22 protein-coding genes are annotated in these 22,613 nt (G+C 45.7%); 12 read left to right on the top strand and 10 right to left on the bottom strand.

The features are described from left to right. The first annotated feature begins 96 nt into the window (after nucleotides 1–96). The 9 genes from HGP28_RS06715 (at nucleotide 97) to cobB (ending at nucleotide 10,573) form a co-directional block, all read left to right on the top strand. The gene (locus tag HGP28_RS06715) at nucleotides 97–2,037 is read left to right on the top strand and encodes a 4Fe-4S binding protein (RefSeq protein ID WP_168835684.1); all 1,941 of its coding nucleotides are present in this window, start codon (nucleotides 97–99) and stop codon (nucleotides 2,035–2,037) included. Nucleotides 2,038–2,046: 9 nt separating this feature from the next. Further along, nucleotides 2,047–2,685: a TorD/DmsD family molecular chaperone gene (locus tag HGP28_RS06710; protein ID WP_246225609.1), complete on the top strand. Its 639-nt coding sequence runs from the start codon at nucleotides 2,047–2,049 to the stop codon at nucleotides 2,683–2,685. A gap of 198 nt (nucleotides 2,686–2,883) precedes the next feature. Further along, the gene (locus HGP28_RS06705) at nucleotides 2,884–3,093 is read left to right on the top strand and encodes a twin-arginine translocation signal domain-containing protein (protein WP_168835683.1); all 210 of its coding nucleotides are present in this window, start codon (nucleotides 2,884–2,886) and stop codon (nucleotides 3,091–3,093) included. Nucleotides 3,094–3,103: 10 nt separating this feature from the next. Next, nucleotides 3,104–5,989 carry a formate dehydrogenase subunit alpha gene (locus HGP28_RS06700; protein WP_439333840.1) on the top strand — a complete coding sequence of 962 codons (2,886 nt, stop codon included), beginning with the start codon at nucleotides 3,104–3,106 and terminating at the stop codon, nucleotides 5,987–5,989. A 10-nt stretch (nucleotides 5,990–5,999) separates the two neighbouring features. Then, entirely contained in the window at nucleotides 6,000–6,608 is a 609-nt protein-coding gene (gene fdh3B / locus HGP28_RS06695) for a formate dehydrogenase FDH3 subunit beta (RefSeq protein WP_168835682.1), read from the top strand. An 85-nt stretch (nucleotides 6,609–6,693) separates the two neighbouring features. Continuing rightward, nucleotides 6,694–7,752: a formate dehydrogenase subunit gamma gene (locus HGP28_RS06690; RefSeq protein WP_246225625.1), complete on the top strand. Its 1,059-nt coding sequence runs from the start codon at nucleotides 6,694–6,696 to the stop codon at nucleotides 7,750–7,752. Beyond that, nucleotides 7,739–8,194 (top strand): hypothetical protein, encoded by a 456-nt coding sequence (locus HGP28_RS06685; RefSeq protein ID WP_168835681.1) that lies wholly within the window; start codon nucleotides 7,739–7,741, stop codon nucleotides 8,192–8,194. Before HGP28_RS06690 ends, HGP28_RS06685 begins: the two co-directional genes overlap by 14 nt. A 286-nt stretch (nucleotides 8,195–8,480) precedes the next feature. Beyond that, nucleotides 8,481–9,701, top strand: coding sequence for an ammonium transporter (locus HGP28_RS06680; RefSeq protein ID WP_168835680.1), 1,221 nt, complete (start codon nucleotides 8,481–8,483; stop codon nucleotides 9,699–9,701). Between the two features lie 143 nt (nucleotides 9,702–9,844). Then, nucleotides 9,845–10,573: a Sir2 family NAD+-dependent deacetylase gene (cobB, locus tag HGP28_RS06675; protein WP_168835679.1), complete on the top strand. Its 729-nt coding sequence runs from the start codon at nucleotides 9,845–9,847 to the stop codon at nucleotides 10,571–10,573. 39 nt (nucleotides 10,574–10,612) lie between these two features. On the opposite strand, the gene HGP28_RS06670 is transcribed toward cobB, so the two are convergent. The 5 genes from HGP28_RS06670 to potA all read right to left on the bottom strand — a co-directional run bounded on the left by HGP28_RS06670 (nucleotide 10,613) and on the right by potA (nucleotide 15,764). Continuing rightward, entirely contained in the window at nucleotides 10,613–11,650 is a 1,038-nt protein-coding gene (locus HGP28_RS06670) for an extracellular solute-binding protein (protein WP_168835678.1), read from the bottom strand. A 234-nt stretch (nucleotides 11,651–11,884) separates the two neighbouring features. Continuing rightward, nucleotides 11,885–12,916 (bottom strand): extracellular solute-binding protein, encoded by a 1,032-nt coding sequence (locus HGP28_RS06665; protein ID WP_168835677.1) that lies wholly within the window; start codon nucleotides 12,914–12,916, stop codon nucleotides 11,885–11,887. Nucleotides 12,917–13,019: 103 nt separating this feature from the next. Beyond that, entirely contained in the window at nucleotides 13,020–13,790 is a 771-nt protein-coding gene (gene potC / locus HGP28_RS06660) for a spermidine/putrescine ABC transporter permease PotC (protein ID WP_168835676.1), read from the bottom strand. Continuing rightward, on the bottom strand, nucleotides 13,790–14,647 hold the full coding sequence (potB, locus tag HGP28_RS06655; RefSeq protein ID WP_168835675.1) for a spermidine/putrescine ABC transporter permease PotB: 858 nt from the start codon (nucleotides 14,645–14,647) through the stop codon (nucleotides 13,790–13,792). Before potB ends, potC begins: the two co-directional genes overlap by 1 nt. Then, on the bottom strand, nucleotides 14,631–15,764 hold the full coding sequence (potA, locus tag HGP28_RS06650) for a spermidine/putrescine ABC transporter ATP-binding protein PotA (protein ID WP_168835674.1): 1,134 nt from the start codon (nucleotides 15,762–15,764) through the stop codon (nucleotides 14,631–14,633). The genes potB and potA overlap by 17 nt, the downstream gene beginning before the upstream one ends. A 432-nt stretch (nucleotides 15,765–16,196) precedes the next feature. Between potA and HGP28_RS06645 the strand changes: the two genes are divergently transcribed. The 3 genes from HGP28_RS06645 to HGP28_RS06635 all read left to right on the top strand — a co-directional run bounded on the left by HGP28_RS06645 (nucleotide 16,197) and on the right by HGP28_RS06635 (nucleotide 18,537). Then, nucleotides 16,197–16,979: a DUF2189 domain-containing protein gene (locus HGP28_RS06645; RefSeq protein ID WP_168835673.1), complete on the top strand. Its 783-nt coding sequence runs from the start codon at nucleotides 16,197–16,199 to the stop codon at nucleotides 16,977–16,979. Continuing rightward, entirely contained in the window at nucleotides 16,972–17,796 is an 825-nt protein-coding gene (locus HGP28_RS06640) for a glucosaminidase domain-containing protein (protein WP_168835672.1), read from the top strand. The genes HGP28_RS06645 and HGP28_RS06640 overlap by 8 nt, the downstream gene beginning before the upstream one ends. Nucleotides 17,797–17,961: 165 nt before the next feature. Continuing rightward, nucleotides 17,962–18,537 (top strand): DUF2987 domain-containing protein, encoded by a 576-nt coding sequence (locus HGP28_RS06635; protein WP_168835776.1) that lies wholly within the window; start codon nucleotides 17,962–17,964, stop codon nucleotides 18,535–18,537. A 99-nt stretch (nucleotides 18,538–18,636) separates the two neighbouring features. On the opposite strand, the gene ttcA is transcribed toward HGP28_RS06635, so the two are convergent. From ttcA to ccoS, 5 genes are all read right to left on the bottom strand, one after another. Further along, nucleotides 18,637–19,569 carry a tRNA 2-thiocytidine(32) synthetase TtcA gene (gene ttcA / locus HGP28_RS06630; protein WP_168835671.1) on the bottom strand — a complete coding sequence of 311 codons (933 nt, stop codon included), beginning with the start codon at nucleotides 19,567–19,569 and terminating at the stop codon, nucleotides 18,637–18,639. Between the two features lie 151 nt (nucleotides 19,570–19,720). Next, complete coding sequence (uspE, locus tag HGP28_RS06625) at nucleotides 19,721–20,668, bottom strand: universal stress protein UspE (protein ID WP_168835670.1); 948 nt, start codon at nucleotides 20,666–20,668, stop codon at nucleotides 19,721–19,723. Between the two features lie 203 nt (nucleotides 20,669–20,871). After that, nucleotides 20,872–21,618, bottom strand: coding sequence for a fumarate/nitrate reduction transcriptional regulator Fnr (fnr, locus tag HGP28_RS06620; RefSeq protein ID WP_168835669.1), 747 nt, complete (start codon nucleotides 21,616–21,618; stop codon nucleotides 20,872–20,874). A gap of 87 nt (nucleotides 21,619–21,705) precedes the next feature. Continuing rightward, nucleotides 21,706–22,386: a sulfite exporter TauE/SafE family protein gene (locus tag HGP28_RS06615; protein WP_168835668.1), complete on the bottom strand. Its 681-nt coding sequence runs from the start codon at nucleotides 22,384–22,386 to the stop codon at nucleotides 21,706–21,708. Further along, nucleotides 22,376–22,588 (bottom strand): cbb3-type cytochrome oxidase assembly protein CcoS, encoded by a 213-nt coding sequence (gene ccoS / locus HGP28_RS06610; RefSeq protein ID WP_168835667.1) that lies wholly within the window; start codon nucleotides 22,586–22,588, stop codon nucleotides 22,376–22,378. The genes HGP28_RS06615 and ccoS overlap by 11 nt, the downstream gene beginning before the upstream one ends. Nucleotides 22,589–22,613 lie beyond the last annotated feature (25 nt).

The raw sequence follows: 22,613 nt of genomic DNA, 5'->3' as shown, positions 1-22,613 counted from the left end.
TTAAAGATACTTTTAACAATAAAATCGCAATGTGGAGGCTGCGTAATGGCGCCTTTACAAATATAACGACGTGATACACAAACGTGGAACTGAGCAATGTTAAAACAACAGTTAGAGCAGTGCCGATCCAGTAATGGTCGGGCGCGTTTTGCCGCGCTTGAAATGACCGTTGAGCTGGCAAACCTCATCCCCCCGACGGTTTCGTATCAGAGTCGTGGGCGAACCCTGTTAGTGGGCGCAGCATCGACAATAGACTCGTTATTAAAACATGCAGACATAGTGGCTGCGTTAGAACGATTACCTTCAGTCACGCTTCTATCGCTTGAGTCACCGCCCATCACTCAAATTATCTCTGGAAAACGCGAACACACAGAGAGTGCTATCGATAGCACAAGCCAGGCTCGTGCTCCGAGTAATAGTGTGCGTTTTTCCGCTCCGAAGGTTGAGTTGACGGGATATCTCGGTGCATTCAGTGCCTACATTTCGACAGAGTTGGCAGTGAGTTCCGCCGATAGCAATCAGCCAGTGAATTCAACGGAACAACATAAGGTGGATTTGGCACAATTGATGTTTGCGCGCACAAGTGGCGGCGAGCCTGACGCATTCGATATCGTTGTTGATCTTTGCATGGCGCCATTGATGAACGCCGAAGTTGCCGCGCCGGGTTATTATCATTTGAATCAGAAACGCTTTAATGATCCGGCTACACAACCCGATGAAATCAATGCGCTGATGGCGATTTTGACTGAGTTGCTCGATATGGTTGGCAGCTTTGATAAGCCAAAATATTTTCGCCTCGATACCGATATTTGCGCTCATAGTTCAAGAGGGGTAAAAGGGTGTGAACGCTGTTTGGATGCTTGTCCAGCAGGTGCGATAAGTTCCGAAGGAAGTGAGGCTCGCGGTCATCGCATTGTTATTGACCCATACCTGTGCCAAGGCATTGGCAGCTGCGCGACACGTTGCCCAACAGAGGCAATACTGTATGCGCTACCCGATCCCAAAGAGACGCAACTGTTTGTCGAGCGCTTGCTTGCCAACTACGCCAATGCAGGAGGAGTCCACCCCAAAATTTTGTTTTATTCGCCATCAAGTGAAGCAGCGATAAGCAATTGCGTTAATCAAATCTCAGCTTCAATCTTACCTATCATGGTGGAGGAATCGGCTAGCATTGGCATTGATACTTGGTTTGCTGCGTTAGTCAATGGGGCGGAACAGCTAATATTCGCGTTAGATCGAGATATGCCTGAGACATCACGCCGTGTCTTTTTGCAAGAAATTGCACTGGCGCGAACCCTGCTTAAAGCTGCTATCACTAATGAGCATAACAATGCGCCTACCAGTGAACGATTAATCGTGCTGGATGTTAGCGAAGACCATGATGACAATAACTGGTCTTCGTGGCTGACAGAACGAACCGCTGCACTTTCAAACGATAAACCACTTCTCGATAGTGTCATCGGCGAGTTACAAGGTAACAAAAGAGCGCGACTTTTTACCGCACTCGATACTCTTTACAACCACGATCATGGGCAGGTAACAAAAGAGAGTAAGGTTACTTCATCAAAATCTTCGATTCTTCCTCTTGAGTCCACGGCGCCTTACGGTCGCGTTAATTGTGTAGCAGCCGATTGTACTTTGTGCATGAGCTGCGTGTCAGTGTGTCCGACCCGCGCACTTCACACGGATGGACAGTCACCTTCATTGCAGTTTATTGAACAAGATTGCGTTCAATGCGGTTTATGTGTCAAAGCATGCCCTGAATCTGTGCTGTCACTGGAGCCTCGTATCAATTGGAATGCGCTTGAGCGGCAAGCGGCCACGGTGATTAAGCAAGAAACGGCAGCAGAATGCCTTATCTGTCATAAACCTTTTGCTCCACAATCCATCATCACGCGCTTGCAGGAAAAGCTCAAAGGGCATTCTCATTTCAGTAATGAGGCGGCATTGCGACGTATCGCAATGTGTGAGGATTGTCGAGTGATAGATATGGTGAAGTCACTTGCTGATGATCCGACAAAACAAGTGAACTTGTAGGAGCAAGTTATGAGTGATTCTACGCCCAATACTGAGCCAACGCTCGATATGATTCGCGGCCATATTTACATGCTACTCGCCAGCATGTTCCGCGAGCCACCAAGTTCGTCATTACTCGCGTGGTTATCCGAATTAGATCTTGAAACAGAAGAGAGTGAACTTAAGCAGACTTGGCATGCATTGAAGCGTGTATCCCACGCCGCAGATAGCCAAGCGCTTCGGCAAGAATATCAGGATCTCTTTATTGGTCTCGGCTGTGGCGAAGCAATACCTTATAGCTCGTGGCATATCACAGGCTCTTTGATGGATAAGCCATTAGCTGACTTGCGCCGTGACCTTATGGCGCTCGGTTTTACTCGCACAGACCAAACGAAAGAACCAGAAGATCACATTGCGGCATTGTGTGAGGTGATGGCAATGCTCATCGAGGAATCTACGAGTGCCAATGACTCTCGACAGAGACAATTTTTCAATCACCACATTGCGCCTTGGTATGTGGCTTTAAGCCGTCAGATGATGGAGGCGCCCAGTGCCAAATTCTATTTACCCGTCGCCCAATTATTGCGTCAGTTTGGTGACGTTGAAGCCGTTCGTTTCAGCGCTCGAACAAACGATACAAGTGTGCAGCACATATCAATTTCTCAATGACAGCACCTGAGTTCTTGATAAGTGTTAAACGTGGATAAGGTTCCATTGAATTCGAAACATTGAAATCGAAACGAAACATTGAAATCGAAACGAAACATTGAAATCGAAACGAAACATTGAAATCGAAACATTGATATCGCAACAAACCTGAAAAGATGCTTGAGCATCCAACACCGTCACAGGCGGTAAGGAAGCGAAATGAAACGTGACACCGAGATTAATCAAAATCGTAGAGATGTTATTAAAGGACTTGCAACGGGCGCTGTGCTCAGCGTTTTTGCAACGTCTGTCAGCGCCGCGGCGAACACCACAGAGATAACACCATCTCGTCAGGCGCAAGATAACAATGTGAAACAGACTCGCTATCGTGAAACTCAGCACGTTCGCGATTATTACAACACGCTCTAGGAGGTGATTTGTGAAACTAACCAAACGTTCCGATAGCGTCGAACATCAAAATAGTCTGTCCTCCAACTCGTTTCGTCATCCGTTCGGTCTTTCACGGCGAACCTTTTTACGCACAACATCGTTGGCCGCTGGTGGCGCTGCAGTTGGTGCGGGCCTTTTCGCGCCGAGTATGATGAAAAAAGCACAAGCCACTATACCGGAGGCAGATTACAACGCACCGATGGAAACCAAACGAACCATCTGCTCTCATTGCTCGGTGGGTTGTGGCGTGTATGCCGGGGTACAAAATGGCGTTTGGACCGAACAAGAGCCGGCGTTTGATCATCCGTTTAATGCAGGTGGGCACTGTGCAAAAGGGGCGGCACTGCGAGAACATGGCCACGGTGCACGTCGTTTAAAATACCCAATGAAATTGGTCAACGGGAAATGGCAAAAAATCGAGTGGGACACAGCACTGGATGAAATCGCGGCAAAAATTTTGCAGATCCGCGAAGAGTCGGGGCCTGATTCTGTCTATTGGCTTGGTAGTGCCAAGCACAATAACGAACAAGCCTACCTCTTTCGCAAGATGGCGTCTTTGTGGGGAACCAATAACGTTGACCACCAAGCACGAATTTGCCATTCCACCACGGTTGCGGGGGTTGCCAATACATGGGGCTATGGCGCCATGACTAACTCGTTTAACGACATGCATAATTGCAAGTCAATCATGTTTATTGGTTCTAACCCTGCTGAAGCGCACCCCGTCGCGATGCAACATATTTTGATCGCAAAAGAGCGTAACAACTGCAAAATCGTGGTGGTTGATCCGCGCAGAACACGCACCGCAGCAAAGTCTGATGTGTATGTCTCGATTCGTCCCGGAACCGATATTCCGCTCGTTTGGGGGGTATTGTGGCATATTTTCAAGCAGGGCTGGGAAGATAAAGAATTCATTCATCAGCGTGTTTTTGGTATGGATGAGATACGAGCGGAAGTCGCAAAATGGGATCCCAAGCAAGTCGAGAGAGTCACCAATGCCACTGAAGAGCAAGTGTATGCCATTGCAAAGACCATTTCAGAAAACCGTCCCGGTTGCGTCGTGTGGTGTATGGGCGGAACGCAGCATACGGTAGGGAGCAGTAATACACGGGCGTATTGCATACTGGAATTGGCGTTGGGTAACCTTGGTAAATCAGGCGGCGGGGCAAATATCTTCCGCGGACATGACAATGTGCAAGGGGCGACAGATCTTGGTGTCTTATGTCACACCTTACCCGGATATTATGGTTTAACCGATGGCGCGTGGAAGCATTGGGCTGAAGTGTGGGATCTCGACTACGAGTGGGTTAAAAATCGGTTTGATCAAGGCGTCTATCACGGTGTCACACCTTTTAACGCAACAGGTATTCCAGTTTCACGTTGGATTGATGGCGTACTTGAAAACAAAGATGACATGCAGCAGCGTGACAATCTGCGCGCCATGTTTTATTGGGGGCACGCCGTAAACTCGCAAACGCGCGGGAATGAAATGCCGGAGGCAATGAAGAAGCTGGAAATGATGGTGATTGTCGACCCATTTCCTACTGTTGCGGCGGTCATGAATGAACGCACAGACGGGGTTTATTTGCTGCCAACTACGACTCAGTTTGAAACCTATGGCTCGGTCACTGCGTCAAATCGCTCGCTACAATGGCGTGACAAGGTGATAGAGCCGCTGTTTGACTCCAAAGTCGACCATGAAATTATGTATCTCTTGGTTAAGCGTTTGGGCTTTGCTGAACAGCTGTTTAAAAATATACGGGTCGAAAACAACCAACCTGTGATTGAAGATATTGCCCATGAGTATGGCCGAGGTATGTGGACCATCGGCATGACGGGGCAAACCCCTGAACGATTAAAGCTGCATCAAAAGAACTGGGGCACGTTTAACTTCACGACACTTGAAGCCGATGGCGGTCCCGCTAATGGCGAGATCTACGGTTTACCTTGGCCATGTTGGGGAACCCCAGAATTGAAGCACCCCGGCACGCATATTCTCTACGACACCTCTAAAGAGGTCATTAAAGGTGGCGGCAATTTCCGTGCGCGTTTTGGTGTTGAGTACGATGGGCAAAGTCTTCTGGCTGTCGATAGTTATTCCAAAGGGTCTGACATTAAAGATGGCTACCCAGAATTTACGTCAAAAATGCTCAAGCAGCTTGGTTGGTGGGATGATCTGACGCCCGAGGAAAAAGTAGCAGCAGAGGGACGCAACTGGAAAACCGACTTATCCGGAGGTATTCAGCGCGTTGCTATCAAACACGGGTGCATACCATTTGGTAACGCGAAAGCACGTACTGTGGTTTGGACGTTTCCAGATAAGATCCCCATTCATCGGGAGCCACTTTACTCACCAAGACGTCAACTGGTCAAAGAGTTTCCAACTTACCCAGATGCCGCGTTTATTTTCCGTTTGCCAACGCTCTATCGATCCATACAGGAGCAGGATAAAGCAAAACAGTATCCGCTGATCCTAACCTCGGGCCGCCTAGTTGAATATGAAGGTGGTGGTGAGGAGACTCGCTCAAATCCTTGGCTTGCTGAGCTGCAACAAGAGATGTTTGTCGAAGTTAATCCGAAAGACGCGAATGATCTTGGTTTTAAAGATGGCGATACAGTATGGCTTGAGGGGGCGGAAGAAGGCCGAATTAAGATTCGCGCTTTGGTAACCCCTCGTGTGTACCCTGGATTGGCATTCTTACCCTTCCACTTTGGCGGCCGTTTTGAAGGGCAAAGCCTACTTAATCGTTATCCGGAAGGGGCTGAGCCTTATGTCATCGGTGAAGCAGCAAATACCAGTACCACGTATGGTTACGATCCTATGACTCAAATGCAAGAAACCAAAGTGACACTCTGCAACATTCGCAAAGCGTAAGGAGCTTATCATGGCAAGAATGAAATTCCTCTGTGACACGAAACGCTGCATCGAATGTAATGGTTGTGTCACGGCGTGTAAAAACGCCAATGCGGAAGCGGTGCAGTGGGGCATTATGCGCAGGCGAGTGGTCACCGTAAATGACGGCGAGCCCGGTGAAAACTCTATCTCCGTTGCTTGCATGCACTGCAGTGACGCTCCTTGCATTGCGGTCTGTCCAACAAACTGTATTGAACAGACTGAAGATGGCATCGTTTTGCACAATAAAGATCTCTGCATTGGCTGTGGGTATTGCTTTTTTGCGTGCCCATTTGGTGCGCCGCAATTTCCTAAGAAAGACGCATTTGGCGAACGCGGTAAAATGGACAAATGCACATTTTGCGCCGGTGGGCTTGGTGTTGAAACGGGCTCAGAAGAAGAGCGTATGCTTTATGGTGCGAATCGAATTGCCGAAGGAAAACTGCCTTTGTGCGCGTCTATGTGCGCGACAAAATCGTTACTGGCCGGTGATGCCACTAAAATTGCCGATATCTTTCGTCAGCGTGTGGTAGAGCGAGGGGCGAAAGGTGCCGGTTGGACCGATGGCGATAACATTGCCACTCAGGGTAGCAATATGTAACGGGAGTGGATGTATGAAAAGGCAATCTAATCTCGCGATACCAATATCGGTTGTCAGCGTGCAACAAACCATTGCTACCTTGATTATGTCGATGGTGACGCTCTTCATGATTACCATCGCCTTATCAGGAACGGTACTGGCAAACGATGCGACGCCTCAGGATGCGGAAAATACCACTGAAGTACAAGAGGAGCTGTACCAGGCGGTAGGTCAAGATCCTTATCAAAGAGGAACAATGGGGTTTTGGGATCAGGTGCGTCAAGGGGAATCAGGGTTCACGACCTCTAAAGGCGATGAACATGACGTTTTGATCAGTACGCCAGGAAACACGTGGTATATCCTCAAAGAGAAATGGATGTCGCCTGTCGGCGCGGTCGCGATTTTTGGCAGTATTACTATGATGATCCTGTTTTACATCATTGTTGGCCCGTTAATGTTGAGTGCACCACGTACAGGCAAGACTATTTTGCGCTGGACGCGCTGGGATAGGGCGCTGCACTGGAGTATGGCTTTTACCTTCCTCACATTGGCCTTCAGCGGCTTGATGTTGGTTTACGGCAAGCACTTTCTCAAACCTTATGTTCCATCGGAGTTTTGGGCCTTTATCATGATGCTCGCTAAGCAGTATCACAATTATATTGGTCCTATCTTTTGCATTCTTTTAATTGCGGTACTGTTTAAATGGATGTCGAAGTCGTTTTTCAATAAAGCCGATCTTCAATGGTTTTTGAAGCTGGGTGGTATGGTTGGAAAACATAAAGGTACTCACCCTTCAGCTGACTTTTCTAATGGCGGCGAAAAAGCGCTGTTTTGGTTGTTGATCATTTGTGGGGCTCTGGTTTCGATAAGCGGGCTGGTACTTGATTTCCCTATATTTGGTCAGACACGACGCGATATGGAGTTTTCTAATCTGGTGCACAGCTTGTCTGCGTTGATACTCATTTGCGGTTTTGTATTTCATATCTATATTGGGCTATTTGGTATGGAAGGTGCGTTAGAAGGAATGGTCACCGGTGAAGTCGATGAGACTTGGGCTAAAGAGCACCATGATATCTGGTACGCGCGGGTGAAGGCCGAGCAACAAAGATCAACAGTCGATCTGGATGCAACAAATAAAGGGGACTCTCTCAATGAACAAAGTTGATGATTCACCCCATAAAGGCGTATGGGTCGCCTATATTCTTAGTTTTTTAACGCCATTTACCGTGTTGATATCCGGTGTTATCGCCATAGTGTATGCAGGTTATCATCTTAATAAAGGCGAAGACGATGAAGTGGTGACCTCGCATTATTACGGTCTGATCCGTAGCTTCTTTTTATATCTCACCTTTTTCGTTGTGTTGATTATTAGTGTTGCCACCGCAAATGGGATTTTGGTTGGTGTCAGTGATTATTGGCTACACAGCCGTCTTGTAGACAAAATCGCTTATATGATCCCTGTGTTTGGCGGTTTTTTCGCATTTCTTGCGATCATAGTTTGGTTATGGCGCATGATTCAGGGAATGCGACAATTGAAAAACAATGAAGTGCATCAACCCTTACCCGGTCCAAACTGGACTCATATGCGCCAATCGAAAACCCCATAAAACATCTGATTTATTTTTGTGCAATGATCCCGCTAAGGCGGGATTTTTTACGCACCAATGTAATGCAAGAAGATCGCTTATGGTGCAATTCCACTAATTCTTTAAGGAATAAACGTTACTACTTAAGATGAAAAGTCTAAAATAATCAATGAATTAATTTTAAACTCCTAATTACAATTAACTTGGAACGCTTTTTGCCATCTCTTTGATAATAATCATTCACTAATGTAGTGAAGTTGTCATTGAATGCACACTTAATGTGCACGCGAAGGGAGTAAAATAGCGAATGAGTATTGAAGTGAGTCAGGTACACGGAGCGGTGCAAACCCTGACACAAAGTTCCGACACTCTGTTTTTATTACTGGGCGCCATAATGGTGTTTCTTATGCACGCGGGTTTTGCGTTTTTAGAGGTAGGGACGGTACGTCATAAAAACCAAGTTAACGCGCTGGTCAAAATTCTGGCCGATTTCGGCATTTCGTCACTTGCGTATTTTTTCATCGGCTACACCGTCGCCTATGGCGCCAATTTTTTCTCAGACGCAGAGACTTTGTCACAGGGTAACGGATATGAACTGGTCAAGTTCTTCTTTTTGCTGACTTTTGCGGCGGCGATCCCTGCTATCGTCTCTGGGGGCATTGCGGAACGTGCCCGTTTTTATCCTATTCTCGTCGCGACTTTTTTTACCGTAGGTTTGGTATATCCGCTCTTTGAAGGGATTATATGGAATGGCAATTTTGGCGTGCAAGCGTGGTTTGAATCGAGCTTTGGCGTTGGGTTTCATGATTTTGCCGGTTCAGTTGTGGTGCATGGTGTTGGCGGTTGGATAGCACTTGTTGCGGTTATCTTCCTTGGTATGCGTAATGGGCGCGTTCGAGCGGGTAAACATACCAACTTCGCTCCGTCTAATATTCCATTTTTAGCCTTGGGTGCGTGGATCCTTTCGGTTGGCTGGTTTGGCTTTAATGTGATGTCAGCGCAAACTCTTGAAGGGATTAGTGGGCTTGTTGCAATGAACTCTTTGATGGCGATGGCTGGTGGCATTGTCGCCTCAATGATCGCAGGCCGAAACGACCCTGGGTTTATTCATAATGGCCCGCTGGCAGGGCTTGTCGCAATTTGTGCCGGCTCAGACTTAATGCACCCAATCGGCGCTCTGATAACAGGGGCAATTGCAGGGACGCTATTTGTTTATCTCTTCACGTATCTGCAAAATAAAACACGTATTGATGATGTGTTAGGTGTATGGCCACTGCACGGAATATGTGGCGCATGGGGAGGCATTGCGGCAGGTATTTTTGGCCAATCTGCGCTTGGGGGACTTGGTGGCGTCAGCCTCACCGTGCAGATCTTAGGCACTTTGCTAGGGATCAGTATCGCGGTTTTAGGTGGTTTGGTTGTTTATGGCGCTATTAACGCGGTTTCTGGATTGCGCCTCTCTCAAGAAGATGAATTTAATGGTGCGGATCTTTCCATTCATCGCATTTCATCAACTAACGAAGACTAAACCATATTCTGGTCACTGGGTATAACTCACAATTCCTTGCCTCTGAGTGGGGAATTGCGACCATCGTCTAATATCAAGCGCTAGGGATGTTACTCACAGAGTGCTAACCTAGCGTTATTGAAAAGGATACAGGGCGAGGTGAGATGAAATACCCTTATAAAAATATCGTCATACTGACTGGGGCTGGAATTTCTGCCGAGTCGGGCATTCATACGTTTCGCGCTAAAGATGGGCTATGGGAAGATCACCGTATTGAAGATGTCGCAACACCGGAAGGGTATGCTCGAGATCCTCATCTAGTGCAAGATTTCTATAATCAGAGACGTCGTGCGTTACAGCGTCCTGAAATTATGCCAAACCCGGCGCATCAGGCCTTGGGCAAGTTAGAGCGAGAGCTTGACGGCTCAGTAACGATTATTACGCAGAATATCGACAATTTGCATGAGCGCGGTGGCAGCCAAAATATCATTCACATGCACGGAGAATTGCTTAAAGTACGCTGTGAAGACTCAAATCAAGTCATTGACTGTAACGAGGATGTTCAACCCGGCGACTTGTGTCATTGTTGCCAAATTCCCTCTCAATTGAGACCACATGTTGTGTGGTTTGGTGAAATGCCTTTAAGAATGGGAGAGATTTATACAGCACTAGAGCAGGCAGATCTGTTCATTTCGATTGGTACTTCAGGCGTTGTCTACCCGGCGGCAGGTTTTGTTCACGACGCGCGTATGCATGGCGCTCATACCATCGAGCTCAACCTAGAGCCAAGCGCGATTGAAAGTGAATTTGCTGAAAAGCGTTATGGCAAAGCAAGTGTCGAAGTGGTGAAACTAGTCGATGAATTGCTTGCACCAATAACCTTCAATATATAAAAAAGCAGCCATTTATTGGCTGCTTTCGAGTGTGTTAGATTAATCGTTCACTTTCAGTTTTTGGAAGTACTCATCGTATAAAACGCTGGCTTCACCGACTTCATCTTGCCATTCACCACTGTCCATGATTTCTTGTGGTGGATAAATGTTTTTATCTTCAGTAAAGGATTTAGGCAGGAATTTGCTTGCCGTTTTCACCGGCGTTGGGTAACCAATCTCCAACGCGATTTTAGCGGCATTTTCAGGGCGGAGTAAGAAATCGATCATCTTATGCGCGGCGTCAACATTCTTAGCGCCAGCAGGAATTGCGATACTATCCATCCAGAAAATCGCGCCTTTCTCAGGCCAAATGACTTGAATATTAGCGCCTTCTTGACGAGCCATATAAGCTGAGCCATTCCAAAGCATGCCCAGAGAAACTTCACCCGCTAGATAAGGGTTTGCTGGAAAATCAGAGTTAAAAACCAACACATTAGGCATCAGCTTTTTAAGCTCTTCATACGCCGCTTTGATTTCGTCTGGGTTAGTGGTATTTGGCGAATAACCCAGTTTAGATAATGCGATATGGAATACTTCACGTGAGTCGTCCATCAACATCAGCTGACCATCCCACTGAGTATCCCACAAGTCACCCCAATTTTTAACTGAATCCATGTCGAGCATATCGGCATTGATACCAATGCCAGTCGCGCCCCAAATATACGGGATTGAATAGTTGTTACCTGGGTCAAATGACTTGTTTAAGTAATTTGGGTCAAGATCAGCAAAGTGAGAAAGCTTTGTTTTATCAATTTGTTGCAACATGTTTTCTTTGCGCATTTTAGACACAAAGTAAGTGGATGGTACGACAAGATCGTAGCCCGTTCCCTGCGTTTTGAGTTTTGCATACATGCTCTCATTCGATTCGTAGGTCGAATAGATCACTTTAATGCCGGTTTCTTTAGTAAAATCTTCAAGAACTTCGGCAGGAATGTATTCTGACCAGTTGTAGAAGTAGAGCTCTTGATCTGCAGCAAAAGACTGGGCAGAGAAGAGAGTAGCAGCACACAATGCGCCGGTATACAGTGCTTTTTTCATTACTGTTCCGCTCGTATGTTAGCGTGCCCCACAGGGCAACTTATTGTAAATAATTAATTTAATCTATTCATTGGAAAAGAGTGCTAGCAAGCTAGCGCCAAACTGTTTGGGCACATAATGCTAAGTTAAGTACCATTTTACGACCAAATATGAATAAATCGCCGCAGATTATATCAGCAAATAAAAAAATAGGCAGCGTATCGCTGCCTATGTGGTGATAAATGAAGCAATAGCTTATTGGCCAGCTTTCAATTTCAAGAAGTAATCTTCGTATTTAACTGTTAGATCACCAACCGAATCTTGCCATTCAACGCGGTCAAGATCTTCCTGGCTTGGGAACAGTGGTGCCACGTCTTGGAACTTGTCATTTGAGGCTTTTACGCCAGTCAAGTAACCAGTGTCTTTTGAGATCTGCTCGGCAATTTCTGGACGCAACAGAAAATCAATCATCTTATGCGCCGCATCTACGTTTTTCGCACCAGAGGAGATAGCAAAGTTGTCAACCCAACCAATACCGCCTTCTTTCGGGAACACCAGTTTCAGTGGCAAACCTTCATTTTGCGCTGCAGCAGCACTGCCGTTCCACAGCATACCAACGCCAACTTCACCTGACATGTAAGGTGCGCCCGGATTGTCGGAGTTAAAGACCAATACATTTGGCATCAGCTTTTGTAGCTCTTTGTAGGCTTCGTCAATTTGTTTTGGATCTGTTGAGTTACCTGAGTAACCAAGCTTACGCAGCGCGATATGGAACACTTCACGAGTGTCATCCATCAGCATAACTTGACCTTCAAGTTCAGGTTTCCACAAGTCTGCCCAGCTTTGGAAATCTTCTGGATCGTACATGTCAGTGTTTACCGCTAAACCGGTGATGGCGACTACGTGTGGAATAGAGTAGTCGTTGTTTGGATCGTAAGGCTTATCCAGATAGTTCTTATCAAGATTGTTGAAGTTGCTCAACTTAGTCTTATCAATCTTTTGTAGCATCCCTTCATCACGCATTTTCGCTACGAAGTACGTTGACGGTACAACGAGGTCGTATCCCTGATTATGCGTTTTTAGCTTTGCATACAAAGTTTCATTCGACTCGTAAGTTGAGTAGATCACTTTGATGCCAGTTTCTTTGGTAAATTGCTCTAGGATATTACTGTTGATGTAAGGACCCCAGTTCATAAATACCAGTTCTTTGTCTTCTGCTGCTGCAGTTCCTGCAAACAGAGAGAGGGCACAGGCACTACCAGCTAATAGAGTAGTCCATTTTTTCATTGACGTTAGCTCCAAAACCAAACGTTGCCTAATTATAGGCGATCGATAGAAAAACAGAATGGTATGAACCATTCTGTATTGCGGATAAGAATCAACTCGACTCTTACTTCACTTTTTCGCGTGCCAGAAGTTGCGATGCAACGACTAAGACCAGCGAAACCACTAGCATCACCGTTGCTAGGGCGTTTACTTCCGGTGAAATCCCCACTTTAACCATGGAGTAAATTTTCAACGGTAGAATTTCATATGTTGGGCCTGTCACGAAGGAACTGATGATGACATCGTCCAACGATAGGGTAAAGCTGAGTAGCCAACCCGCAGCCACTGCAGGTTTTGCTAACGGCAAAATGATTTGCTTTAAAATAACCCATTCGCTTGCGCCTAGGTCTTTCGCCGCTTCCAACATTTTGACGTCAAAGCCGTTTAAACGACTGTATACCGTGACAACAACAAATGGCAGACAGAAAGTAATGTGCGCAACGAGAAGGGTGAAAAAGCCCAGCTGTGCACCCATAACCAAAAACAGTGCTAACAGCGAAATCGCCATTACGATGTCTGGAGACATCATCACAACAAACAGCATGCCATTAACCATGCCTTTACCTTTAAACTGGTAACGGAATAGGGCAACGGCGGTCAAACTACCAATAATGGTTGCTGCGGTTGCTGAAAACACTGCAACGTTAAATGAATGCCATGCAGCTTGCATTAAGCTGTCGTTATTCATCAGAGCGTGGTACCAATCTAGGGTGAACCCGCCCCATTTCATGCCAAACTTATTGGCGTTAAATGAGTTTGCGATTAAGACAATGATGGGCAAGTACAAAAATGCGTACACCAAAGTCATAAAGCTAAATCTAACTGCGCGTCCCATTAGTCTAGCTCCACTTTCTTATTCAATAACTTACCTGCTCGATAGTAGGCATATAGCATAATTGCCATGGCAATTGTTAATGCAATACTGGTCGCTGCGCCAAATGGCCAATCGCGGGCGTTGAGCACCTGACTCTTTATCACGTTACCAATGAGTAGGTTCTTCGCACCACCAAGCAAGTCCGAAATGTAGAACATGCCAAGGGCAGGGAGCAGAACTAACAAACAACCGCCAATAATGCCGGGCATTGTCAGAGGTAAAATGACTTTCGTCAGTGTTTGCAACTTGTTCGCACCCAAATCTTTTGCCGCTTCAATGTAGGTATCATCCAGCTTCTCTATCGCTGAATACAGCGGTAAGATCATAAACGGCAACAGTATGTAGACAAGACCAATCATAACTGCCGTTTCGGTGTACATCAGACGCAATGGCTTATCAATGATGTCTAACGCAAGCAACCCTTTATTAAGGATGCCTTGGGTGCCCAACACAATTTTTAATCCATAAGTGCGGATCAGTGAATTGGTCCAAAATGGCACTATGATCAAAAACAGCATGAAAGGGCGCCATCTTTCCGGCATTTTGGCCACGATGTAGGCAAAGGGATACCCAATGACCAAACAAAGTAATGTGGCGACCAGTGCCATGTAGAAAGAATGCAGCAGCACTTTTGCGTACAATGGATCAAGCAATCGTGCGTAATTGTCCAACGTGAATGTCATCTCAATGAGATTAGCTTCGTCACGAGTAAGGAAGCTGGTTCCGATGATCATCAAGTTGGGGATCAGTACAAACAGTACTAACCAGCCCACCACCAAGGAGATGATGGCGTTTTGCAGATTAATCTTCTTGCTCATCGTTTAACACCACTTCCCAGCTTTCAACCCAAGTAATGGCAACTTTTTGACCAAGAGAATGATCTACATCCGGGTCATCTTCGTTGAAGAACTCGCTTACCATTACGCGCATACCTGACTCCGTTTCCACCACAGAGTCAAGCGTCATACCTTTGTAGGTGCGCTCTTTCACATGGCCAACGATGCCTTGCTCATCGGATTCATGTATCTCCTCGATACGCAAATCTTCAGGACGAAGGAGTACTTGCAGTTTATCGCCAGATTTCACAGGCTTATCGTAATAAACGATGGAGTCGACACCTTCGATTGTGGCGCGAATGCGTTTTTCATCAATTCTTTCTTGAACCAATGCTTTAAAGACATTGATTTCACCAATGAAACGGGCAACAAAAAGATTTTTAGGCTCTTCATAAATTTCACGTGGTGAGCCATCTTGTTCGATTTGACCTTCGCGCATAACGATAATGCGGTCAGACATCGACAAAGCTTCTTCTTGATCGTGAGTTACAAAGATGAAGGTGATACCGAGCTGTCTTTGCAGTTGTTTTAGTTCGATTTGCATCTGCTTGCGCAGTTTGTAATCGAGCGCAGAAAGCGACTCATCGAGGAGCAGCACTTTGGGTTTATTCACAACAGCGCGGGCAATCGCGATACGCTGTTGTTGTCCGCCAGAAAGTTGGTGAGGCTTACGCTGCGCCATTTTTTCAAGACGAACCATGCGTAAAGCTTCCATTACTCGCGGCTCAATTTCAGCCGCAGGCACTTTTTGCATGCGCAAACCAAATGCTACGTTGTTAAACACAGTCATATGCGGAAAGAGTGCATAGCTTTGGAAAACAGTGTTGACGTGCCTTTGTTCGGCAGGAACATGTGTCACATCCTGGCCTGCAAGTAAAATCGTACCTTCGTTTGCGGTTTCAAAACCCGCAATCATACGAAGTACCGTTGTCTTACCACAGCCAGACGGCCCTAAAATCGTTAAAAACTCACCGTGGTTAACGTCTAGGTTTAAATTACCGATGATTTCCTTACCATCGAAACTCTTACATATTCCCGTTAATTGAATAACGGGTTGTCCTGCGTGTTGTTTAGCGTTCAACGTCTGTTTTTCTCCCACCCTGGTCGTTAGCGCACTAACATTATGACCTGTAGCTATTCACATTTAGGGGCGCATCATAATCACCAAAAATGTGAATTCAAAGCATTTTCTTGCCTCAAAACTGAAAAATTTTTGCGTGAAAAAGTAAAAGTTTCTTACCATACTGACCATAAGTGGCAGCATTTTTGCCAACCATTTGAAACTGAATCGAAAAACTCATTTTTAAACAGGTTCTTATCACAAAATCATCGGTTTAATTATTAACCAATCAATTTGAAAAGCAACACTTCAAATGTTCGACTTGATCGCTTTAGGGTATAATCATGCGCCCGAGCAAATGACGAATGCGATGATACGCACTCTCAAAGCATAAAAAAGCATCACGCAGATTAGCAAGCATACCGAATTTCTTGCAAAAACTTGCTACTAACTTCGCCTTTTGGAAACTATATGAGTAACAATTTCGAAAAAGATCTTAATTTGGGTGGCTCCATTGAGCAGGCATTGTCTGGTCAATATAAGCTCAGCCCAGTTGCCGTGTTCAAAGAGGCCTGGCAAGCCACCATTAAACATTTTCTAAGTTTTTCACCCGCCATTATGCTGCTTGTCATTGTGCAGCTTGGAATCTTTTATATCGCACTTAAATTGCAACTGGGCAATCCCGCTGTGATTTTAGAGGCGCTACTTAACCCAGAACTCCTCTCATCGCATATTGTCAATGCAATCTTTATCGCAAACTTTAGCTACGAGGTGATTAGTGCCCCGGTTTTTGCTGGCGTCAGTTTGATGGCGATGAGTCACGTGGCCGGTTTACGCACCAAAACTCGCCACATTGGTAAGGGATTAAATTACACGGTGTCGGTGATCTTGGCTGTGTTTATCAGCACCATGCTTCAAGGTATCGCACAGTTGATTTTTCCGTTACTGCAATTTTATCTAATGATTGCCTTTACTCATTCAATTCTTCTCATCTGCGAGAAGCGAGTGTCACCAATTCAATCTTTGTGGCTGTCAATTCGTGCCATCAACAAGAAGTTTTTCGCTGTCGCAGGACTGTACTTGGCAGTTTTGCTAATGTTCATTGTGGCGGCGATGTTCTACGGCATTGGCTTGATTTTTGTTTTGCCATTCTTTTTCCATATGAAGGGCATTTTGTATCGCGAAATGTTCGGTATAAAACTCAAAATCGTCGCGACAGAACAGCCGAAAGATTCACAGGTGTTTGATGCATAAGTCAGTAACAAGCTTAAAAGTAGGTCGAATTGCACTTATTGTTGGTGTCATTGCCTTAAGCGCCGTGGGGCCATATTTATTTTACACTCAGCCACACATTAGCAGTGTGGCAACGGCGCGAAGTGATGTGACGCCTAATGGCTTTGAAAATCACTCACCGGTCCCCAACTTTGGTGCGATCAAAGAAACAAAACAGAAAAAACAGGCGTTTTTTGACTATTTCAGCCCTATAGTCGCTCTGGAAAATCAACGCATTATTGAGGAGCGAGAATTCCTCGAAACATTGACACCGACCAATGTGACTGAAGAAGAATATGCTTACGCTGATAGGTTAGGTAAGCTCTACTCGATGCCATTAGACGGAAGCCCACTAACTCAGCAGTGGCTTGACGAAATGCTCATGCGAGTCAATGTGTTACCTGAGGCGCTTGTGCTCACTCAAGCGGCAAACGAGTCAGCTTGGGGAACATCGCGGTTTGCGAAAGAGGCCAATAACTTTTTCGGCCAATGGTGCTATAGCAAAGGCTGCGGCATCATTCCAGCGCAGCGTAGTGCGGGGGCGACCCACGAAGTGGAAAAATTTGACACCGCTCAGGAAGCGGTACACCGCTATTTTATGAATGTAAATCGAAATCGCGCTTATCAACCACTGCGTGAGATCCGCGATAACTTAAGTGAAAAGGGTGAAAATTTACAGAGCACCAATACCGCGCTGCAAGTTTCTGAGGGCTTGTTAGCGTATTCGGAACGTGGTCAACACTATGTTAAAGAAATTCAGGAGATGATTCGTTACAATCAACCTTTCTGGACTCAATAACATGATATGGATATGCCGCAGTTAGTCTCCTTTATTCAAAGCGCAGCCTTAGTGTGCGCTTTGCTCATTCCCAACAGTATCACCCTAGCCGAAACGCCCCCAACGTCAAGTATCGCGACGACAGAGCAAGTTCCGCTTAAACGCCCAGAGCCGTCTCAAGAGTATATGTTCACCTATTCAAAGCTCTATGGTCAGCTTAAGCAAAACCGCGATTATCAAGACTCTGATGTAAAACTTGGCCTTTTTTTTATTGATACTCAAACTGGGAGCACGTGTCGAATCAATAAAGCTTGGATGGAAAAAGAGGCTCACTACGAAGAGTTAATCATCCCAAGTTCACAAGAGTTGCCGCTTCCGATAGATGCTAATTTACGCTCAGCAAACCCCTTGGTTTTTATTCAGTTACCCAGCAGCCCCACATGCAGTTATTCCTTTGTTGTCATGCGTAAATCACCGTGGGTTGAGAAGGTATCGCTCAACGATGTTCAAGTGCTTTTACCCCAGATGCAGTCACTGCTTAACGACTTAGGAGGGCTGTTTTCACGGTGGTTTACCCCAACAATCACTGGCGTCACACTTGAATTTTCACCAAGTACTCACTCTACGCTGCGTTTTGCCGATGGCACAGAAAAGGCGATAAACAATCATAAAGTGCAAATCACGATCGAAGAGTTGCAGCGTCATGGCTCTTTGGCTTTGCATGCGCCAACTCGGCGGGTCCTGCCATACATACCAAAGTGATTTTTGAGCCGTAATGGTGACCCGGTAACGAAAAGGGCTGCAAATGCAGCCCTTTAGATTCCATGACACTATGCCAGTCTGTCGTGTTGATCTAGGAGATCATAAATTGGTGACATCGAGCTTAAGGCTAGGGTCAAACTCCTGAACAATGTCTTCATCATCGAATTTCATCGGCTCGATTTGCTCTTTATCAAAGCCGATATCGCCACCGTTGATGACGCCAGAGTCTCGATCAATCGATTTGAAATCAAACAGTTCAAAATCTGCTAAATGACTTGGTACCACGTTTTGCATCGAGCGGAACAGAGTTTCGATGCGCCCTGGAAAGCGCTTGTCCCAATCGTTGAGCATATGTTTGATATTTTGACGCTCTAGATTCGGCTGAGAGCCACACAAGTTACATGGAATAATAGGGTAGCCACGCATATCAGCGTATTTGATAATGTCTTTCTCACGACAATAGGCTAGCGGACGGATCACAACATGTTCGCCATTGTCTGATACCAGTTTTGGTGGCATACCTTTCATTTTTCCGCCATGGAACATATTTAGAAACAAGGTCTCAATAATGTCATCACGATGGTGGCCTAGTGCGATTTTGGTTGCTCCCAGTTCTTTGGCAGTACGGTACAAAATACCACGGCGCAGACGTGAACACAGCGAGCACGTCGTTTTGCCTTCTGGGATCTTATCTTGAACGATGGAGTAAGTATCTTCCTCGACAATTTTGTATTCGACACCAAGAGACGCTAAATACTCGGGAAGAATGTGGCCAGGAAAACCAGGCTGTTTTTGATCAAGGTTCACCGCCACCAAAGAGAACGATACTGGCGCACTTTTTTGCAAACTCATCAGAATATCAAGCATGGTGAAGCTGTCTTTGCCGCCAGACAAGCAAACCATAATACGATCGCCTTCTTCAATCATGTTGAAGTCCGCAATAGCCTGACCCGTATTACGACGAATACGTTTCTGAAGTTTATTGAAGTTATACTGTTGCGCTTTAGTACGCTCTTGGGATTGTTCTGTCATGGTAGTGCGATTGCCAGTTACATCGAAACAAAGAAAGTGGGTATGATACGGATTAATTCTTAATTTGCTAGGTCTAGAACGAAAAATCCCCCATCACAAGGGATGAGGGACGTTATCAAAATTATGAAAAATACCGCTAAGGTAAGTTCACTTAACTGGCTAGATTTGGATCAAGCGGGCTAACATAACCAGCAGGTTTCAGCGCCAAAACATCACAATTAATCTTATCAATAACATGCTCTGCCGTGTTACCGATAAAGACGGCTGAAAGTCCCGTGCGCCCGGTTGTACCCAAAATCACCATTGACGCGCTGAGTTTGTCTGCCGCATCCGGGATCACATCTTCAGGTAAACCTTGTTCAACTAATGTTTGCTCTTCAGGTATGCCGTGCTTTTGGCGCAACGCTTTCATCGCGGTTAAATGGTATCCCCGCATCGCATCGGTATAGGTATTTGGATCAAACTCGGGTAACTCAATCGTGATATTGGTCGGCGTTGCAGGATACGCATTCACCAAGTAGGGAGTCCCACCTAGGCGTTCAGCGATGCTCAGCGCATCTTCGACCATAATGTTATTCAGTTCTAGGTGAATTGGGTTTTCCGAACCGACATGAACTGATGCTAAAATGTTGGTTTCTTCAGGCCACTCTTGCTGTTTTATCAGCAGTACCGGAGTTGGACATTTGCGCAGTAAATGCCAATCCGTCGGCGTGAAAATAACCGACTCAAGCACGTCGTGCTTACGCGTTGCTTTTACCAACAACTCATGACCATTAGCAAAAATTTCAGCGATTATTGCTTCATAGGGGCGCTTGTGCCAGACCACTTTAACGTCAAAATCAATACCGTCGAGAAGGTAGGGCGCCGCAATTTTTCGCATCCATTGCTCACGTTGGTGAATGACGCCACGCCGCATCGCATCCCGCTCATCAATCGATAACATTGATGTCATGTCGTATGAGAAATCATAAATCGAGAGAAAGAACGTAACTCGACTTTGTGAAACACTCTTGCTTGCTAATTTCATTGCACGAGCAAGTGCAGGTTGCTCATCATTATTAATATCTGCAACGACGAGAATTCGACTGTAAATACTCATATTTAACCTACCTTGTCTTTCAGCTCTGAAATCAATGTAGCTTAAAAAATGACGAAATAGAATGAGTTATACGAGGTTTTTGGGGTTATAAGTGCCAGAAATTGGTGAAAGATGTGACAGTACACCCAAGTAAACTCGCACCTGGAGGTTACTTGGGTGTAACATAAAAAAAAGCAACTCCAGTGAGTTGCTTTTTTTCGTGTTTAGTCTTTACTGACGCCGGCGAGTTCTTTCAGTGCATCGTGATCTAATATGGTGATGTACTTTCCTTTAACGCTTAAAATGTCTGATTTTTGAAATCGTCCAAGTAGGCGACTAATCGTCTCGACGGTTAACCCAAGATAATTACCAATATCACCACGGGTCATTGTTAAGCGGAACTCTCGCGGACTAAAACCGCGTTGAGAAAAGCGCGTCGACAAGTTGTATAAGAAGGCGGCTAGGCGTTCTTCAGCGTTCTTTTTTGACAGCAACAAAATCATCTCTTGATCGCCTTTGATTTCGCTACTCATTAAACGCATGATTTGTTGACGCAATTTAGGCATTTTTCCTGAAAGATCATCAAGAATCTCATAAGGAATTTCACACACCATTGAAGTTTCAAGTGCTTGAGCAAAACTGGGATGACAATCACCAGTGATAGCGTCAAAACCGACAAGATCGCCTGCTAAGTGAAAGGCTGTGATCTGTTCGTCACCTTGCTCAGTAATGGTATAGCTCTTAATCGTGCCAGAACGAATCGCATAGAGCGATTTCAATTCGTCACCAGCTTTAAAAAGCTCCTGACCTTTCTGAATGGGCTTTTTACGCTCGATAATTTGGTCGAGTTGATCAAGTTCAGATTCGTTAAGCGTGAACGGAATGCAAAGCTGGCTGATACTGCAATCTTGGCAATGAATAGCGCAACCACCTGATTGAATACGCTTTGTTGCGGGTTTTTCAGAAATCATAACAACCTTTCACTATTTGATATACGTCAATATTTTATCACCGCTTGAAATCAAAGAACAGCAAAAAAGATCGTGCGACAAGCAAGTCTATCCCAGTAGAGTCATCATTCTCAAAGCACCGTAGCCAATATAAACACCGTAACCTACGAGGAAAAAAGCACAAATATGTCTAAATATGACGGATTTTAAAATTCGTTGGATAACGCTGCCGCTCATTCCAATCGCGAACATCGCGGGTAAAGTACCAAGGCCAAATGCGGCCATTGTTGCCGCGCCAAGCGATGCATTTCCGGCGACCGCTGCCCAAGAAAGTGCCGAATAAACCAGACCGCAAGGCAACCAGCCCCAAATAAATCCTAACGGCAACGCATGTAACGGTTGGCGTAGTGGTAACAACGGTTTTGCTGCGGGGGAAATTCGTCGCCATAACGATTGCCCAAGTCGTTCTAGTTTAAGGAGTCCAAACCACCAACGTCCTACATAAAGCCCCATTGCTATCATTAAGATGGCAGCAACAAGGCGCAGCCACGCCAATGGCTGATTCAGATCACTAAGAGCAGTGAGAGAGGCGAGTGCGCCTCCGACTAACGCGCCAAATAATGCGTAGCTGATGATGCGCCCCACATTATAATAGATAATCACTCGTTTTGGCGTCGGGCCGTGAGATCCCATAGAGAGCATAGAGGCAATCCCCCCACACATACCAATGCAATGACCTGAGCCAACTAGCCCCATCATTAAAGCAGCAATAACGTCACTATTTACCATGAGTGTTTCTCTCATCATTTTGTGGTGCTTTTGTCACCGACGATTTACAAGAAGCGGGCTGACGCTCGTCGTCAAATAAAATGTTATGGCCTTGACGCTCAAGATCTTCAAACTGTTCACTTTTTACTGCCCAAAGGAAAATACCAATCGCGACGCACACTAATACGATGGCGATGGGAATGAGAATGTAGATGCTTTCCATGCTTAAACTTCCAATGCGTTATATA

It is taken from the genome of Vibrio agarilyticus, from assembly GCF_012641465.1.
In the GTDB taxonomy this organism is placed as follows: Bacteria; Pseudomonadota; Gammaproteobacteria; order Enterobacterales; family Vibrionaceae; genus Vibrio; species Vibrio agarilyticus.
The sequence above is the reverse complement of the archived record's forward strand: the minus strand, read 5'-3'. Positions and strand labels throughout refer to the sequence as shown.

What these genes read in the sequence shown, in the direction of transcription:
- uspE (WP_168835670.1), bottom strand. Translation starts at nt 20,668, where the DNA reads ATGAGTATTTACAGTCGAATTCTCGTCGTTGCAGATATTAATAATGAT.
- cobB (WP_168835679.1), top strand. Translation starts at nt 9,845, where the DNA reads ATGAAATACCCTTATAAAAATATCGTCATACTGACTGGGGCTGGAATT.
- HGP28_RS06670 (WP_168835678.1), bottom strand. Translation starts at nt 11,650, where the DNA reads ATGAAAAAAGCACTGTATACCGGCGCATTGTGTGCTGCTACTCTCTTC.
- HGP28_RS06645 (WP_168835673.1), top strand. Translation starts at nt 16,197, where the DNA reads ATGAGTAACAATTTCGAAAAAGATCTTAATTTGGGTGGCTCCATTGAG.
- HGP28_RS06705 (WP_168835683.1), top strand. Translation starts at nt 2,884, where the DNA reads ATGAAACGTGACACCGAGATTAATCAAAATCGTAGAGATGTTATTAAA.
- HGP28_RS06640 (WP_168835672.1), top strand. Translation starts at nt 16,972, where the DNA reads ATGCATAAGTCAGTAACAAGCTTAAAAGTAGGTCGAATTGCACTTATT.
- ttcA (WP_168835671.1), bottom strand. Translation starts at nt 19,569, where the DNA reads ATGACAGAACAATCCCAAGAGCGTACTAAAGCGCAACAGTATAACTTC.
- HGP28_RS06715 (WP_168835684.1), top strand. Translation starts at nt 97, where the DNA reads ATGTTAAAACAACAGTTAGAGCAGTGCCGATCCAGTAATGGTCGGGCG.
- HGP28_RS06685 (WP_168835681.1), top strand. Translation starts at nt 7,739, where the DNA reads ATGAACAAAGTTGATGATTCACCCCATAAAGGCGTATGGGTCGCCTAT.
- HGP28_RS06680 (WP_168835680.1), top strand. Translation starts at nt 8,481, where the DNA reads ATGAGTATTGAAGTGAGTCAGGTACACGGAGCGGTGCAAACCCTGACA.
- potC (WP_168835676.1), bottom strand. Translation starts at nt 13,790, where the DNA reads ATGGGACGCGCAGTTAGATTTAGCTTTATGACTTTGGTGTACGCATTT.
- HGP28_RS06635 (WP_168835776.1), top strand. Translation starts at nt 17,962, where the DNA reads ATGTTCACCTATTCAAAGCTCTATGGTCAGCTTAAGCAAAACCGCGAT.
- ccoS (WP_168835667.1), bottom strand. Translation starts at nt 22,588, where the DNA reads ATGGAAAGCATCTACATTCTCATTCCCATCGCCATCGTATTAGTGTGC.
- HGP28_RS06615 (WP_168835668.1), bottom strand. Translation starts at nt 22,386, where the DNA reads ATGGTAAATAGTGACGTTATTGCTGCTTTAATGATGGGGCTAGTTGGC.
- HGP28_RS06690 (WP_246225625.1), top strand. Translation starts at nt 6,694, where the DNA reads ATGTCGATGGTGACGCTCTTCATGATTACCATCGCCTTATCAGGAACG.
- fdh3B (WP_168835682.1), top strand. Translation starts at nt 6,000, where the DNA reads ATGGCAAGAATGAAATTCCTCTGTGACACGAAACGCTGCATCGAATGT.
- potB (WP_168835675.1), bottom strand. Translation starts at nt 14,647, where the DNA reads ATGAGCAAGAAGATTAATCTGCAAAACGCCATCATCTCCTTGGTGGTG.
- HGP28_RS06665 (WP_168835677.1), bottom strand. Translation starts at nt 12,916, where the DNA reads ATGAAAAAATGGACTACTCTATTAGCTGGTAGTGCCTGTGCCCTCTCT.
- HGP28_RS06710 (WP_246225609.1), top strand. Translation starts at nt 2,047, where the DNA reads ATGAGTGATTCTACGCCCAATACTGAGCCAACGCTCGATATGATTCGC.
- fnr (WP_168835669.1), bottom strand. Translation starts at nt 21,618, where the DNA reads ATGATTTCTGAAAAACCCGCAACAAAGCGTATTCAATCAGGTGGTTGC.